Source organism: Mycobacterium sp. P7213 (genome assembly GCF_900604305.1).
Taxonomy (GTDB): Bacteria; Actinomycetota; Actinomycetes; order Mycobacteriales; family Mycobacteriaceae; genus Mycobacterium.
Map to the genome: position 1 here is coordinate 1 of NZ_UWOA01000073.1, position 14721 is coordinate 14721.

Sequence of the window (14721 nt, forward strand, 5' to 3'; positions counted from 1 at the left end):
CGCCCAGCCCGCCTGCGCCGCCGTTGCCGAAGAAGCCCGCGTCGCCGCCGGCGCCGCCGATACCGTCGATGCCCACGAGGCCGGCTCCGCCGTCGCCGAACAGGAACCCGCCATCACCGGCGTCGCCGAACCAGCCCCACTGACCGAACAGGCTGGTGTTGGCGCCGTCGAACCCGTCGATGCCGTCGCCGATCAGATCGCGGCCGAACAGCGTGGCAAACGGTGCGTTGATCACGCCGAGGCTCAGCTCGCCGAACGGGCTGGACATCCACTGCTGCAGTCCGGCGTGCAGCGGTGCGTAGATGTACTGGTTCACCAACTCGGCGGTGTCGAGGGATTGGCTCGGGCCCGGCCAGGCCAGCACCGCGTCGATGACGTCGGAGAACAGCTTGTTGGTGGCCGGATCGAGTTGGTCGGTGAAGGACTGGACCAGCGCCATCAGGCTGCCGAGGTCGAGCCCGCCCGCCGCGCTGCCGGCGACCTCCACCGGTGCCGCGGCGTCGAGCAGCCAGTCCCAGTCCGCCTGCGCGGGGGCGGCGGCCAGCATCGGGGTGAGACCGACGAGCAGGGTGCCTGCCGCCGCAGCGGCCACTCGGGTGGGGGCAAGAGCGCGACCACCGCTGCCGCCTCGTACGCGTCCGCGCATGGCCACTGACCTCCCTGAGTCCCGCTAACAGCTAGAGCTCAGGGAACTATAAGTCAATTGTGTGCTCCGCGGTATCTGAGCGAGTCGGGCATCGCGCATCACCAGAGGTAGGGCAGCAACCGGTAACGCACCCGCTCGGTGTAATCGCGATAACCGCTGAGCTCGTGAGTCAGCAACTGCTCCTCATCGCCGATACGCAGCACCAGCACGACCAGACCGGGCACCACAAGCAGTAGTCCCCAGTAGGAGCCGAGCGCGAGCGGGACGCCGATCATCAGGATCACGTTGCCGGTGTACATCGGGTGGCGCACCAATCCGTACAGGCCGGTCGAGACCAGTGTCTGGTCGGCCTCGACCGTGACATTGGCGGCGGCATAACCGTTCTGGATGACCACCGCCATGGCCAGCACCAGCCCGATCGCCACCAGCGCGTCGCCGATCAGGCAGACCGGTGTAGGGACCGCCGACCATCCCAGCCGGTGATCGAGCACGCTGACGACGAACATCGCCGGAAAGCAGACGAAGATGACGGCGATCACGATCCGCTGCAGGGGCCGCGTCTCGGCCGTCGGCCCGAAGCGCATCCGGCGCTCCAGGGCGGCCGGGTTGGTGCGGATCAGGTACATGCTCGGGATCCAGGTGGACAGGGCGAACACCGCGATGAACACCCAGGCCTGCCAGTAGTGCAGTGTCCCGGCGGGCACAAACAACAGCAGGCCGAAACCGATCAGGCCCAAGGTTCCCGAAAGCAAGCCTTTGCCAAGGGTTTTCATGCCGTCCCCCTCACGTGGTCAGATCCCTGCGCCGGAAAGCCTGAAAGCCCAGAGCGATCAGGGCGGCGTCGATGACCAACAGCACGATCAGCGGCGTGACGTGGAACGCGCCGTCCGCGACCACCGGAATATGGGCGAACGGTTCGAGGTCGAGCACCCACTGCGGCAGGCCGGCGATGGAGCTGAGCAGATACAGCGCGACGAACCCGGTAAGCACCGCCCACGCGGCAGGCGCGACTCTCGGGACGAGCCCGAACAGGGCGACCGCGCCGGCCGCGGGCAACCAGACCGCCGGCAGTTGCACCGCGGCGCTGCCCACCACCGCGGGCAACTGCCCGCTGAGGTCGCCGGCGGACGTTCCGTAGACGGTTCCGGCCACCAGCCCGGCGGTGAGCATCGCGAACGTCGACCCGGCCAGCGCGGCCACCAGATGACTGGCCAACCAGCGATCTCGTGACAACGCCCCGGCGAGCAGGGGCTCGGCACGCCTCGCGGTCTCCTCCTGATGCAGGCGCAGCACCAGCGACACCGCGAAAGCGGCGGCGACCATGCCCAGCATGCTGAAGGCCACCGCGACGAACGCGTGCTCCAGTGCGGCGGTACCGCCGAGCCGGACGACGATGTCGCGGGCGCGGTCGCTGCCCACCTCGTCGCCGATACCGTGCACCACGCTGCCGACCAGCAGGCCGTAGAGCACCAGGCCCGTCGTCCACAGCAGCAGCGCCGGGCGGTCGAGCCGCCATGCCAGGCCGAACGCACCGCTCAGTGTCGGCCCCGCAACGCGCGGGCCCGGTCGGTCGGCCACCAGCCCGGCGCCGACATCACGACGGGAAGCCAGTTGATAGGCCAGCCAGACGAGCACCCCCGTCAGTGCCAGCGGCAGCAGCAGCACCCACCAGCGCTCACCGGCGTACGGTCGGACCTGCAGTGACCAGCCCAGCGGCGACAGCCACGACAGCGCACCCGAGCCCGCGTCGCCCACGGCGCGCAGCGTGAAGGCGCCGGCGAGCACGCCGAACGCGGCGCCCCGGGCGAACCGGGCGCTGGGGGAGAGTTGGGCGGCAACCGCGGCCACGGCGGTGAACACCAGCCCGGAGCAGGCCAGTGCGGCCCCGAACGCACACGATCCGGCCGCCGGCACATCGGTGGTCAGCAGGCCCGCCGTCCCGATCACCCCAGTGGCCACCGATGCGCTCGCCGCCAACAGCAGCGCGCCGGTCAGCCCGGCGTAGCGGCCCACCGCGGTCGAGTCGATCAACTCGGTGCGGCCGGTTTCCTCGTCGGCGCGGGTGTGCCGGATCACGGTCAAGATCACCGCAACCCCGATCAGCAGATGGAACATCCCGGCTTTCCAGATGCCCACCGCGCCGAGGGAGTCGTTGTAGACCTGGCCGTACATCGCGCGTTGCGCCGGGCTGGCCATGATGGTCGCGGCCAGGCCGGCGCGGTCGGCGGCGGTGGGATAGATCGCTTCGATGCTTGCGATATAGACGCCGGCCAGCGGCAGCGACAACAGCAGCACCCACAGTGGCAGCACGATGCGGTCGCGGCGCAGGAACAGGCGCAGCAGCCCCAGCGTGCCAACGAGATTCGATCCACGCCGGCGGTACCGCGGTGCCGCGGACTGCGCGACGGCGGCGGTCATGTCCGGACCGTGTCGTAGTGACGCAGGAACAGCTCTTCGAGCGTCGGCGGCTGGCTGGTGAGGCTTCGCACGCCGGCCGCACCGAGCACCGCGATGAGCTCGGCGAGGCTGGCGCTGTCGACCTGGGCGTGCAGCACCGTGCCGGTGTAGCGCACGTCCGCGACACCCGGGATGCGGGTCAGATCACCGGGATCGCGCATCAGGTCAGCTTGAATCGAGGTGCGGCGCAGGTGGCGCAGCGATTCCAGTGATCCGCTCTCGACGACGCGCCCGGCCCGGATGATCGTCACCCGCTGGCACAGCGTCTCGGTCTCGGCGAGGATGTGGCTGGAGAGCAGAACGGTGGCACCGCGCCGGCTCGCCTCGGCGACGCACTGCTGGAATACGTTCTCCATCAAGGGGTCCAGCCCGCTGCTGGGCTCATCGAGCACGAGCAGTCGGGCGTGCGAGGAGAACGCGGAGATCAGCGAGACCTTCTGACGGTTGCCCTTGGAATAGGTCCGAGCCTTCTTGCTGGGATCCAGATCGAACCGTTCGATCAGCTCGTCGCGGCGGCGTTCGTCGATGCCGCCGCGCATCCGGGCCAACAGGTCGATGATCTCGCCGCCGGTCAGGGATGGCCACAGCGTGACATCGCCGGGCACGTAGGCGATCTCGCGGTGCAGCTCGACCGCGTCGGTCCAGGGATCACCGCCGAGCAGGCGCACGGTCCCGCGGTCGGCCTTCACCAGGCCCAGCAGGATGCGGATGGTGGTGGATTTGCCGGCGCCGTTGGGGCCGAGGAAGCCGTGCACCTCACCGCCGTAGACGGTCAGATCCAGCCCGTCGAGCGCCTTGACCTGACCGAAGTTCTTCTCCAGACCGCGGATTTCGATTGCCGGCCAATGGTTGTCAGGTCGCATCGGTTCCCCCTTGTTCGCTCGCTAGGAAGGCGTCGTACATGGTGCGGTCGGTCATCAGGCCCTCGGTGTACAACTCGAGTGCGGGTAGGACCATGTCGCGGGCGTAGTCGTTTAACACCGCGCGCAGATCGGTCGGGTTCTCGTGCATCTGCAGATACAGCAGGAATCCGCCGCCGTTGTTGATGGCCAGGAAGCGGGCCCGGGCTTTCGGGTCGCGGCTGGGTTTGAGGGTGCCGGCTCGGACGCCCTCGTCGAGGTAGCCCTCGGCGTTGTCGATCATCCTGCGCCACAACGTGTCTGCCAGCTCTCCGCCGGACTGCATGCTGCGGACCAGGTAGGCCATCATCGGCGCATAGGACTCGATCTCGGCCATCGCTGCGAACCACGTTCCCGGGTCGGCTGAGCGCATCGCCTCGGATTTGCCGCTGCGGATCTCTTCGGCGACGAACTCGTCGCAGGCCTTGCGCAGCCCGACCTTGGAGCCGAAGTGGTGGATGACCAGGGCCGCGCTGACTCCGGCGGCCTCGGCGATGGCGCGGATGCTCACGCCGAATCCGTGCCGCCCGAACTGGTCGATGGCCGCATCGCGGATTTTCGCCGTCGCCGTCAGATCGGCTGAACGCATGTTCAATACGCTAAACACCCGTTCAGTCGGGTGTCAAGGCCTTGGCCCCCATTGGCGCGAGTGTGCGTGTTTGTACGTCAGAACGCGGCGTGTCGTGTGCAAACACGCACGCTCGCGGACAGCTGCGCGGGGGGAATTAGTCGCGCACGGCGGCCAGCAGGCCGTCTCCCAGCGGAATCAGCGCCGGGGTCAGCCGCTCGTCCACCGCGATCAGCCGGGCGGCTTCGCGCACCGCGATCACCTCGGCGTCGTTGGCCGTCGGATCTCCGGCCCGGCCGCCCAGGGCGGCCCGGTGCACCACGACCACGCCGCCGGGACGCAGCAGCCGCACGGCCTCCAGCACGTATTCGGGCTGGTCGATCGGGTCGGCGTCGACGAACACCAGATCGTAGGACTCGTCGGCGAGACGGGTCAGCACCTCTTGGGCGCGGCCGCTGATGAAGCGGGTCCGGCCGGGCCCGATACCGGCGTCACTGAACGCCTGCTTGGCGGTGCGCTGATGCTCGGGCTCGATGTCGATGGTGGTCAGCACCCCGTCTTCGCCCATGCCGGACAGCAGCCACAGTCCGCTGACGCCGGCCCCGGTGCCCACCTCGACCACCGCCTTGCCGCCGCTGAGCTTCGTCAGCAGGCTCAGCAGGGCGCCGACCGCGGCGCTGATCGACCCGACGCCGATCTCACCGGCCCGGTCGCGGGCGGCCGCCAAGACCGCGTCTTCGGTCATGGAGTCCTCGGCGTGCGCCAGAAGCGCGTCGGCCCGACTGCGCGGCGGCTCCCCGGAAGTGTCGTCGGTGCTGGACATGTCCGCAGCGTAGGACAAAGCCGTTTCGGCCCGCGCACCGGCGCGCCCGCCCGACACGCCCGGGCCGGGGGCCGTGTCCGAACTGTTATCTGGACGCATAACCGCACTGCGCGGCGCATTCGAACACAGGTTCACAGACGGCGTTCAGTGACAGCACAGAGCTGACATACCGCGATAGGTAACGGTATCGGCATGGAACGAGGTATGAACCGGCCTCGAGACGCTCGGAATACGAGGGGCCCGTTGCGCGTTGACCGCGATAGTGCGCTGCCGTCGCCTGACGGTGGCCCCGAGCTTGAGGACGTCGCCATAACCACTTTGCTGCCCCCGGTCGTCATGTCGCACCCGGCCACCCACTCGGACCGCTACTCCGAAACCGACTGGGTTGAACAGTCCGAGGAGCCACAGGGCACTGCGGTGTTTGACGCCACCGGAGACGTGACGGCCATGCCGTCCTGGGACGAATTGGTGCGTCAGCACGCCGACCGGGTCTACCGGCTGGCTTACCGGCTCTCCGGAAACCAGCAGGACGCAGAGGACCTCACCCAGGAGACCTTCATCCGGGTGTTCCGGTCGGTGCACAACTACCAGCCCGGAACTTTCGAGGGCTGGCTGCACCGCATCACCACCAACCTGTTCCTGGACATGGTGCGCAGGCGGGGTCGCGTTCGCATGGAGGCGCTGCCGGAGGATTACGACCGGGTGCCCGCCGATGAGCCGGACCCTGAGCAGATCTACCACGATGCGCGGCTGGATCCGGACCTGCAGGCAGCGCTGGACTCGCTGGCACCGGAGTTCCGGGCCGCGGTCGTGCTGTGCGACATCGAGGGTCTGTCCTACGAAGAGGTCGGTGCGACCCTCGGCGTGAAGCTGGGCACCGTGCGCAGCCGCATTCACCGCGGCCGGCAGGCCCTGCGGGACTATCTCGCCGCCCGAAGCGCCCAGCGTGACGGTTCGGCCTTCGGTGGTGTGGCGGCCGGCTGAGCCTCGGCCGGCGGTTCAACACCGCCCGGGCTTCCCCGTCTGCGGGCGGTATCGCGCTACATTCTTATTGGGCCTTTAGTCGGCCCGATCGAGTGCTGAGGTGGTAGGCGACAGGAGAGGAGTCCGGTGTGACGGACCGCGGAGGTGTCTTCCGTCGCGCGTTCTCCTGGCTGCCCGCTCAGTTCGCCTCGCAAAGTGACGCGCCGGTCGGCGCCCCGCGGCAGTTCGGGTCCACCGAACACCTTTGCAGCGAGGCGATCACCGCCTACGTCGACGGCGAGCTGCGGATGAACGCCCATCTGCGCGCAGCCCACCATCTGTCGCTGTGTCCCGATTGCGCGGCGGAAGTGGAATACCAGGGCCGGGCGCGCTCGGCTCTGCGTGATTCGCATCCGATCCGGATCCCCTCGGCGCTGCTGGGCCTGCTGGCCCAGATCCCCGATTCCCCCGCCGATTGTGCGCCTGACGAGCCCACCCGGCCGATGTCTGCCGGGTTCGACGACGGCAAACCTCGAGAACGCCGCAAACGTCGGTAAGCTGGATCTCCAGCGGCGTCAGCGCCCGGTGATGCCGTGCGCGCGGAGCCTGGAAGCGCCCCAGGGCTGGACCCGGAAGAGGAATAGGTGAGCTCCAACAACGAGAACGCCGGCGGTAACCGCTTGGCTCCGCGACCCGTTTACCGGCCCCCTGTGGACCATGCCTCCAAGAAGGCGTYCGGCCGGCCGGACGGGGTGCCTGGTTCTTTCACACCCGCCGACGTTCGGCCGAAGAAGTACCGCGAGCAGGGCGAGTTCACTCCGCGTGATCTGCCGCCGGACCCGGTGCTCAAGGAGGCCTTCAGCCGGCCCTACGGCACCGGCCCTTCGCTGCAGCGCCATCCCGCCGACGCCGGGTCGCTGGGCCGCAACGGCAAGCCGGAGGGGTTGGAAGACACCGGGGACCCGTGGCGTGACCCCGCCGCCGGTGCCGCGCTCGGCTCGCCGGCCGTGGTCCCGCCGGTGCCGCGGGCAGCCGGCGAGTTGGGTGGCCGGCTCGGCGTGCGCGACGTGCTGTTCGGCGACCGGATCTCCTACCGTGCGCTGGCCACGCTGGGGGCGATCGCGCTGGCGATCGGCATGGTCGGCGGCTGGGTCGGACGTACCACCGCACAGGTCGTCGAGGCCTTCACGACGTCGAAGGTGACGCTGTCGACCAAGGGCAACGCCGAGGAGCCGGCCGGGCGGTTCGCCAAGGTCGCCGAGGCCATCGCCAACTCGGTGGTGACCATCGAGTCCGTCAGCGACGACCAGGGCATGCAGGGCTCGGGCGTTGTGATCGACGGCAAGGGCTACATCGTCACCAACAACCACGTCATCTCCGAAGCCGCCAACAACCCCAGCAAGTTCAAGACGACGGTGGTGTTCAACGACGGCAAAGAGGTGCTGGCGAACCTGGTCGGTCGCGACCCGAAGACCGACCTGGCCGTGCTCAAGGTCGACAACGTGGACAACTTGTCGGTGGCCCGTCTCGGTGACTCCGACAAGATCCGGGTCGGCGACGAGGTGATCGCGGCAGGCGCTCCGCTGGGTCTGCGCAGCACCGTGACCCACGGCATCATCAGCGCCGTGCACCGGCCGGTGCCGCTGTCCGGCGACGACTCCGACACCGACACCGTCATCGACGCGGTGCAGACCGACGCCTCGATCAACCACGGCAACTCCGGCGGTGCGCTGATCGACATGGATGCCCAACTGGTCGGCATCAACACCGCTGGAAAATCGTTGTCCGACAGCGCCAGCGGCCTGGGATTCGCCATCCCGGTCAATGAGATGAAGGTCGTGGCCGAGGCGCTCATCAGGGACGGCAAGATCGTGCACCCCACGCTGGGCGTGAGCGCCCGCTCGGTCAGCAACGCCATCGCGTCGGGAGCGCAGATCGCCAACGTCAAGGTGGGCGGCGCCGCGGAGAAGGGCGGCATGCTGGAGAACGACGTGGTGGTCAAGATCGGTGACCGCACCGTCGCCAACGCCGACGAGTTCGTGGTGGCCGTCCGCAACCTGGCCATCGGCAAGGAAGCGCCCGTCGAGGTGGTCCGGGATGGGCGCCATGTGACGCTGACGGTGACCCCCACCCCCGACAGTTAAAGTCCGCCTCGATGTTCGCGAATGTCGGCTGGGGCGAGATGCTGGTCCTGGTGGTGCTTGGGTTGGTGATCCTGGGCCCGGAGCGGCTGCCGGGAGCGATCCGATGGACCGCGGGTGCGCTGCGCCAGGCCCGTGACTACGTCGCCAACGCCACCGACCAGCTACGCGACGAGATCGGCCCGGAGTTCGATGACCTGCGGGCTCCGCTGAGCGAATTGCAGAAGTTGCGCGGCATGACCCCGCGGGCCGCGCTGACCCGACATCTGCTCGACGGCGACGACTCGCTGTTCACCGCGGTCGGTTCGCTGGCCGCCGAACCTCGTCCAATGCCGCCGATGTCGGCCGCGGTGCCCGAGCCGGGTGGCCCGGCTCCCTTCGACACCGACGCCACCTAGCCACGGCTCAGCGCCAACAGGCTCAGCGCCGGGTGCCCCCGGTGTCCAGACCCAGCGACATCCCGACCAGTCCGCGTCGGCGGGTGGCCAGCTGATCGGCGACCCGGCGCAGTTCCTTGCCCGCCGCGGAGTCCGGCGAGAGCACCACCGGAGATCCGGAGTCGCCGCCGGTCACCATCTCGCTGTCGATCGGCACCTGGCCCAGCAGCGGCACATCCCGGCCCATCGCCCGAGTCAGCCGCTCGGCCACCCGCTCGCCGCCGCCCTCGCCGAACAGATGCATGGTGGAACCGTCGGGCATGGCCAGCCCGGCCATGTTCTCCACCACCCCGACAACCTGCTGGCGGGTCTGCAGGGCGATCGCCCCGGCCCGCTCGGCCACCTCCGCGGCGGCCTGCTGCGGGGTGGTCACCACCAGGATCTCGGCCGACGGCACCAGCTGGGCCACCGAGATCGCGATGTCGCCGGTGCCCGGTGGCAGATCCAGCAACAGCACATCCAGGTCGCCCCAATACACGTCGGCGAGGAACTGCTGCAGGGCCCGGTGCAGCATCGGGCCACGCCACACCACCGGAGTGTTGCCCTGGGTGAACATCGCGATCGAGATCACCTTCACGCCGTAGCCGATCGGCGGCATGATCATCGAGTCGACCTGGGTCGGCAGCGCGGTGACGCCCATCATCCGCGGCACCGAGTGGCCATAGATGTCGGCGTCGAGCACCCCGACCGACATACCCCGTTCGGCCAGCGCGACCGCGAGGTTGACCGTCACACTCGATTTGCCGACTCCGCCCTTGCCGGAGGCGATCGCGTAGACCTTGGTCAGCGAGCCCGGCTGGGCGAACGGGATGACCGGCTCCTTGGCGTCGCCACGCAGCTGTTTGCGCAGTTCGGCGCGCTGCTCATCGCTGAAGACGTCGAGGCTGACCTTGACCGGTCCGGTGCCGGGCACATCGTTGATCGCCGTGGTCACGCTGTTGGTGATCTCGGCTTTCATCGGACAGCCGGCGATCGTCAGGTAGATCGTGACGTGGACGCTGCGATCGTCCGCGATCTCAATGCTTTTGACCATGCCCAGCTCAGTGATCGGCCGCCGAATGTCGGGGTCCAGCACGCTCCCCAACGCTGCATAGATGGCGTCGTGCAGGGCTGCAGTGTCATCGCGATTCTCGGACATCGCAATCGAGTCTAAGGCAGTACGGCAGGGCCTAGGCCTGTGAGATACGTCAGGCCGTCGGGACGGCCTGCGGCACACCGGCGGGCACCGGGGGTGGCGGCACGCCCGGAACGTCCGGCGGCGGCGGTGCGACGGCGTAGGCCGGCATCGGCGCCGGCGGGGCCTGCTGGGCCGGCGGGGCTTCCGGGGGGCCGAAGGGAGCCGGCGGGATGCCGTTGGGCGGCGCTGGTGAGACCGGCACGGCTTGGGGCTCCAGGCAGATCATCCGGCAGGCCGCCGAGGGACGGGGCAGTTGCTGTTGTTGCTGCTGCTCGGGCGAGGTCAACCACGGCGGCAGCCAGGGCATATTCGCCAGCTGGGTCTCCAGGCTCGACTGGCCCAGGTCGATCAGCGACGATTCGGCGGGGTGGTTGGCCTGGGACATCCCGTGCATGCTGAGGGATTGCGGCCCGAGGCCTTCCGGGTGTTCCAGGTGCTCCAAGTGCAGGTCCGCGATCGGCGGTGCCGGGCCCACAATCGGTGGAAGGTCGACGGGGGCCACCCCGGTGGCGTAGGCCGCCGCCCACCCCATGACGTTCTCCGCGTAGGCCATCGAGTTGTTGTAGCGCAGGATCGCGGTCAGGACGTGCGACTGCTCGCGCAGGTTCATCCCACCGCTGCACAGGTACCGGGCTGCGGCCAGGGTCGCGTCGTAGACGTTCTGCGGGTCCGCTCGACCGTCGCCGTCGCCGTCGGCGGCATACCGCGACCAGGTTCCGGGCAGGAACTGCATGGGGCCCAGTGCGCGGGCGTAAACCACCCGGCCCGGGGCGCTGCTGGCCACGATGACTTCGTTCCCGGGCAGGGTGCCGTCCAGCGCCGGCCCGTAGATCGGCTGCAGCACGTTGCCGCGCGCGTCGGTGGCCCCGCCGTTGGCGTGCCCGGACTCGATGCGTCCGATCCCCGCCAGCAGGTTCCAGCTGATCCCACATTCGGGCGCGGCGACCGCCATCTGCTGCTCGGCGTTCTGGTAGGCCGCCAGCGCCGTCTTGGGGATCCCCAAGGTGCCCGGCGCGTAGACGACGGCGGCCGGGGGCGCCGACGGGGCGCCCGCGGCGACGTGCAGATTCGGCTGCGAGCGCGGTACCGCGATGACGGAAGGACCTGATGAGCGGCCGGACGTGTGCACCGAGGCCGCCAGCGGGGTGATCGCGGCATTGCGCAGCGGCAGCGAGGTCGACGGCGAGCGGGGCGTGGCGCCCACGGCGCCGGCGAAAACCAGCGGGGTGATGAAAGCCAGACCGAAGGCAGGTCGCAGGGCGGAACGGGCCGCCCGCCGCACCCTGGCAGCGCGGGACACGCGTTCCGGTGCGCCGCCCCCTGTTGGCACTCGACCGCCCCTTGTCCGCCTCGGAAAAGCCTCGCTATACCGCTCAGGCTTCGTGAACTAGGTCACCATACCCAACACATGTCCTGCTGATGACCGTTATCTGGTCTGCGTCACGTGTCAGGACGATCGATGCGGGGAGTCTGAGGAGGAGAAATCGGGATCGGGACGTAGCGACTCCAACAGTTCCCGGACCCGCTCGAGTTCATGGTGCAGGTAGTCGCGTGTCGCGACCTCGCCGACCGCCAGGCGCAGCGACGCCAGTTCGCGGGCCAGATATTCGGTGTCGGCTTTGGTCTGTGCGGCCCGGCGGCGGTCCTCGTCCAGGCTGACCCGGTCACGATTCTCCTGGCGGTTCTGGGCCAGCAGGATCAGCGGAGCGGCGTAGGCGGCCTGGGTGGAAAAGGCCAGGTTGAGCAGGATGAACGGGTAGGGGTCCCACTTCAGGCTGACCGCGTAGATGTTCAGCAGAATCCATCCCACCACCAGCACGGTCTGAATGGCCAGGTAACGCCCGGTCCCAAAGAACCGTGCCACCGATTCGGTGAACCGGCCCAGCGCGTCGGGATCCAGATTCAGGCTGGGGAGCCGCGAGGTGCGGGGCGTGGAGAGCCGCTGGGATGTTGAGCGGTCGGTCACGACTGCCTCCCGGCGAGTTTCGGCCCCAGGTCCGGTTCGGGGGTTTCGCGCCAATCATCGGGCAGCAGGTGATCAAGCACGTCGTCGACCGTCACCGCGCCCAGCAGGTGGTTCTGCTCGTCGAGCACCGGCCCGCAGACCAGGTTGTAGGCGGCGAAGTAGCGGGTCAGCTCCGCCAGCGACACGTCCGGGTTCAATGCCGGCAGGTCGGAGTCCACGAAGCCGCCGATGAGTTCGGCGGGTGGTACCCGCAACAGCTGCTGCAGCGCGACAGAGCCCAGGTAGCGGCCGGTCGGGGTCGCGGTGGGTGCGCGCGTCACGAAAACCAGCGACGACAGCGCGGGAGTCAGGTCGGGGTCGCGCACCCGGGCCAGCGCCTCGGCCACCGAGGTGTCGGCGGTCAGCACCACCGGGTTGGAGGTCATCAGACCACCCGCGGTGTCGGGGGAGTGCTCCAGCAGGCGGCGCACCGGATCGGAGTCGTCGGGATCCATCCGCGCCAGCAGCGTCTCGGCCTCGGTGGGGTTCATCACGCCCAGCAGGTCCGCGGCGTCGTCGGGGTCCATCTCCTCCAGCACGTCGGCGGCCCGGTCGGTACCCAGCTGGCCCAGCACGACGGCCTGACGTTCTTCGGGCAGCTCCTGCAGGATGTCGGCCAGCCGGGCGTTGTCCAGGGCGTTGATCACCTCGTAGCGGCGCTTGGGCGGCAGCTCGCGGATGGCGTCGGCGACCTCGATCGGACGCCAGCCCTCAAACTGCTGCAGCAGTTGCGCCACGCCCTGCCCGGGCATCGCCAGCGCCGACGGAGTCAGGCCCTGCACGTTGTGCCAGTCCACGATGTGTACGGCGGCGCGCCGGCCCAACCTGCGGGAGTGCCGCACCGCGATCCGGGTCACCAGCCAGTCACGCGTACGGCTCTGTTCGATGGCCAAGTCGGTGATCGCCACATCGACGCCGGCCAACTCGGGCAGCTCCGGGTCGGTGACCCGAACCTTGGTGTCCAGGACCTGACCGAGCACGAGTGCTTCACCGGGCCGCTGATTGAACTTGCGTAGGGACACCGTTCCGGTGTTGAGGGTGACGGCGTTGGGCTCGATCGACGCGACCCGCAGAATCGGCACGAAGATGCGTCTGCGGGTGGGAAGTTCGACCACAAGTCCCAGGACACGCGGCTGCTGACGAACAATGCTGAGGCTGACCACCACATCGCGGACCCGACCCACGGATTCGCCGAACGGGCCTAGCACCAGCATCCTCGCAAGCCGCGCTGCGTAAACCCTGTTGCTCGACGCCATGCTTGAAAGGGTAGGAGTATTTAGGTGACCAACGTGTATCGCCCCCGCCGTACTTGCCTGTCGGTACCTGGTAGCAGCCAGAAGATGATCGACAAGGCCAAGGGCCTGTCCGCAGACGAGGTCTTTCTCGATTTGGAGGACGCTGTCGCCCCAGCGGCAAAAGAGCAGGCCCGGACCCTGGTCGCCCAAGCGCTGACCGCGCGTGACTGGACGGCCCCGTTGCTCGGGGTACGGGTCAACGACTGGACCACGCCGTGGACCCATGCCGACCTGATCGAGGTGGTGTCGGCGGTCGGTGCCGCCGGTACCCGGCTCGATGTGATCGTGCTGCCGAAGGTCTCTGACGCCTCGCATGTGCAGGCACTCGACCTGTTGCTGACCCAGTTGGAGACCATCCACGGGCTGCCGGTCGGGCGGATCGGCATCGACGCCCAGATCGAGGACGCCCGCGGCCTGATGAACATCAACGCGATCGCCGCAGCGCCCCGGGTGCAGGCGCTGGTGCTGGGACCGGCTGATCTGATGGCCAGCCTCAATACCCGCACGCTGGAGGTCGGCGAGCAACCCGAGGGCTATACCGAGGGCGACGCCTACCATCACGTGCTGATGACGATCCTGGTGGCGGCGCGCGCCCACGGGGTCGCTGCCGTCGACGGGCCGTACCTGAAAGTGCGTGACGTCGAGGCGTTTCGGCGGGTGGCCGGCCGTTCGGCCGCGCTCGGGTACGACGGCAAGTGGGTGTTGCATCCCGATCAGATCGCGGCCGGAAACGAGATCTTCAGCCCGCGTCAATCCGAGTACGACCACGCCGAGTTGATCCTGGAGGCGTATGCGTGGCACACCTCGCACGCCGGGGGAGCCCGCGGTGCGGTGATGCTCGGTGACGAGATGCTCGACGAGGCCAGCCGCAAGATGGCTTTGGTGGTGGCGGGCAAGGGCCGGGCGGCTGGAATGCGCCGTGAGGCACCGCCGTTCGTGCCGCCGACGGACTAGCGCAGGGCTCCTAGTTCAGCGCGATCATCGCGAGAATCAACGAGAGCGTCACGGCGACACCGCCTATCGCGGTTCCGGCCACTGCCATGCCGTGGCCGGCCTCGCCGGTCGACTTGATCTGGTTCAATGCCACGCCCCCGAGGATGACACCGGCCACCCCCAGTGGCCAGAACACCAGACCGAGCAGCGAGACCACCAGGGAGCTGACCGCCAAGACGTTGGTCTTCTGGGCCTGACCCGGGTTGAAATAGCTGCCCGGSTACGGCGTGCCGTAGCCCGACGGCGGGTAACCGGGAGGGTTGCTGTAGCCCGCGGGAGGGTATCCGGGCGGGCCGCCGAACCCCGGGTACTCGCCC

Annotated in this window: 13 protein-coding genes and 3 pseudogenes; 5 read left to right on the top strand and 11 right to left on the bottom strand. The window is 68.8% G+C overall.

Annotation, left to right across the window (positions count from 1 at the left end):
* The 6 genes and pseudogenes from EJK91_RS20125 to EJK91_RS20150 all read right to left on the bottom strand — a co-directional run.
* A pseudogene (locus tag EJK91_RS20125) lies at positions 1-646 on the bottom strand (hypothetical protein); the annotation flags it as partial.
* 98 nt (positions 647-744) lie between these two features.
* A complete protein-coding gene (locus EJK91_RS20130) occupies positions 745-1419 on the bottom strand; it encodes a methyltransferase family protein (protein WP_125079796.1) in 675 nt (224 codons plus the stop codon).
* A gap of 10 nt (positions 1420-1429) precedes the next feature.
* A pseudogene (locus tag EJK91_RS20135) lies at positions 1430-3049 on the bottom strand (ABC transporter permease); the annotation flags it as partial.
* Positions 3032-3966, bottom strand: a pseudogene (locus EJK91_RS20140) (ABC transporter ATP-binding protein); the annotation flags it as partial. The pseudogenes EJK91_RS20135 and EJK91_RS20140, both read right to left, overlap by 18 nt.
* The gene (locus tag EJK91_RS20145) at positions 3956-4591 is read right to left on the bottom strand and encodes a TetR/AcrR family transcriptional regulator (protein ID WP_125079798.1); all 636 of its coding nucleotides are present in this window, start codon (positions 4589-4591) and stop codon (positions 3956-3958) included. The gene EJK91_RS20145 and the pseudogene EJK91_RS20140, both read right to left, overlap by 11 nt.
* A gap of 136 nt (positions 4592-4727) precedes the next feature.
* Positions 4728-5393, bottom strand: coding sequence for an O-methyltransferase (locus tag EJK91_RS20150; protein ID WP_024442968.1), 666 nt, complete (start codon positions 5391-5393; stop codon positions 4728-4730).
* Between the two features lie 192 nt (positions 5394-5585).
* Between EJK91_RS20150 and sigE the strand changes: the two genes are divergently transcribed.
* From sigE to tatB, 4 genes are all read left to right on the top strand, one after another.
* Positions 5586-6377, top strand: a complete 792-nt coding sequence (gene sigE, locus EJK91_RS20155) for an RNA polymerase sigma factor SigE (RefSeq protein ID WP_081654597.1) — start codon at positions 5586-5588, stop codon at positions 6375-6377.
* Positions 6378-6505: 128 nt separating this feature from the next.
* Positions 6506-6913 (top strand): anti-sigma E factor RseA, encoded by a 408-nt coding sequence (gene rseA / locus EJK91_RS20160; protein ID WP_024442970.1) that lies wholly within the window; start codon positions 6506-6508, stop codon positions 6911-6913.
* An 87-nt stretch (positions 6914-7000) separates the two neighbouring features.
* Positions 7001-8500 (top strand): serine protease HtrA, encoded by a 1500-nt coding sequence (gene htrA, locus EJK91_RS20165; protein ID WP_125079800.1) that lies wholly within the window; start codon positions 7001-7003, stop codon positions 8498-8500.
* An 11-nt stretch (positions 8501-8511) separates the two neighbouring features.
* On the top strand, positions 8512-8895 hold the full coding sequence (gene tatB, locus EJK91_RS20170; RefSeq protein ID WP_125079801.1) for a Sec-independent protein translocase protein TatB: 384 nt from the start codon (positions 8512-8514) through the stop codon (positions 8893-8895).
* A gap of 22 nt (positions 8896-8917) precedes the next feature.
* Here tatB and EJK91_RS20175 read toward each other — a convergent pair whose 3' ends face one another.
* From EJK91_RS20175 to EJK91_RS20190, 4 genes are all read right to left on the bottom strand, one after another.
* The gene (locus EJK91_RS20175) at positions 8918-10072 is read right to left on the bottom strand and encodes an Mrp/NBP35 family ATP-binding protein (RefSeq protein ID WP_125079802.1); all 1155 of its coding nucleotides are present in this window, start codon (positions 10070-10072) and stop codon (positions 8918-8920) included.
* Between the two features lie 49 nt (positions 10073-10121).
* A complete protein-coding gene (locus tag EJK91_RS20180; RefSeq protein ID WP_125079803.1) occupies positions 10122-11441 on the bottom strand; it encodes a lytic murein transglycosylase in 1320 nt (439 codons plus the stop codon).
* Between the two features lie 117 nt (positions 11442-11558).
* The gene (locus tag EJK91_RS20185) at positions 11559-12077 is read right to left on the bottom strand and encodes a DUF1003 domain-containing protein (protein WP_024442975.1); all 519 of its coding nucleotides are present in this window, start codon (positions 12075-12077) and stop codon (positions 11559-11561) included.
* Positions 12074-13372, bottom strand: a complete 1299-nt coding sequence (locus EJK91_RS20190) for a magnesium transporter MgtE N-terminal domain-containing protein (protein WP_024442976.1) — start codon at positions 13370-13372, stop codon at positions 12074-12076. Before EJK91_RS20190 ends, EJK91_RS20185 begins: the two co-directional genes overlap by 4 nt.
* 24 nt (positions 13373-13396) lie before the next feature.
* Here EJK91_RS20190 and EJK91_RS20195 point away from each other — a divergent pair, with 24 nt between their 5' ends.
* On the top strand, positions 13397-14365 hold the full coding sequence (locus EJK91_RS20195) for an HpcH/HpaI aldolase/citrate lyase family protein (protein ID WP_024442977.1): 969 nt from the start codon (positions 13397-13399) through the stop codon (positions 14363-14365).
* A gap of 10 nt (positions 14366-14375) precedes the next feature.
* On the opposite strand, the gene EJK91_RS20200 is transcribed toward EJK91_RS20195, so the two are convergent.
* A partial coding sequence (locus tag EJK91_RS20200; protein WP_164518044.1) for a DUF4190 domain-containing protein occupies positions 14376-14721 on the bottom strand: 346 nt, incomplete at its 5' end.

Bases quoted from the DNA above. Each gene is read 5' to 3' on its own strand.
- EJK91_RS20130 (WP_125079796.1), bottom strand. From the start codon at position 1,419: ATGAAAACCCTTGGCAAAGGCTTGCTTTCGGGAACCTTGGGCCTGATC.
- EJK91_RS20145 (WP_125079798.1), bottom strand. From the start codon at position 4,591: ATGCGTTCAGCCGATCTGACGGCGACGGCGAAAATCCGCGATGCGGCC.
- EJK91_RS20150 (WP_024442968.1), bottom strand. From the start codon at position 5,393: ATGTCCAGCACCGACGACACTTCCGGGGAGCCGCCGCGCAGTCGGGCC.
- sigE (WP_081654597.1), top strand. From the start codon at position 5,586: ATGGAACGAGGTATGAACCGGCCTCGAGACGCTCGGAATACGAGGGGC.
- tatB (WP_125079801.1), top strand. From the start codon at position 8,512: ATGTTCGCGAATGTCGGCTGGGGCGAGATGCTGGTCCTGGTGGTGCTT.
- EJK91_RS20175 (WP_125079802.1), bottom strand. From the start codon at position 10,072: ATGTCCGAGAATCGCGATGACACTGCAGCCCTGCACGACGCCATCTAT.
- EJK91_RS20190 (WP_024442976.1), bottom strand. From the start codon at position 13,372: ATGGCGTCGAGCAACAGGGTTTACGCAGCGCGGCTTGCGAGGATGCTG.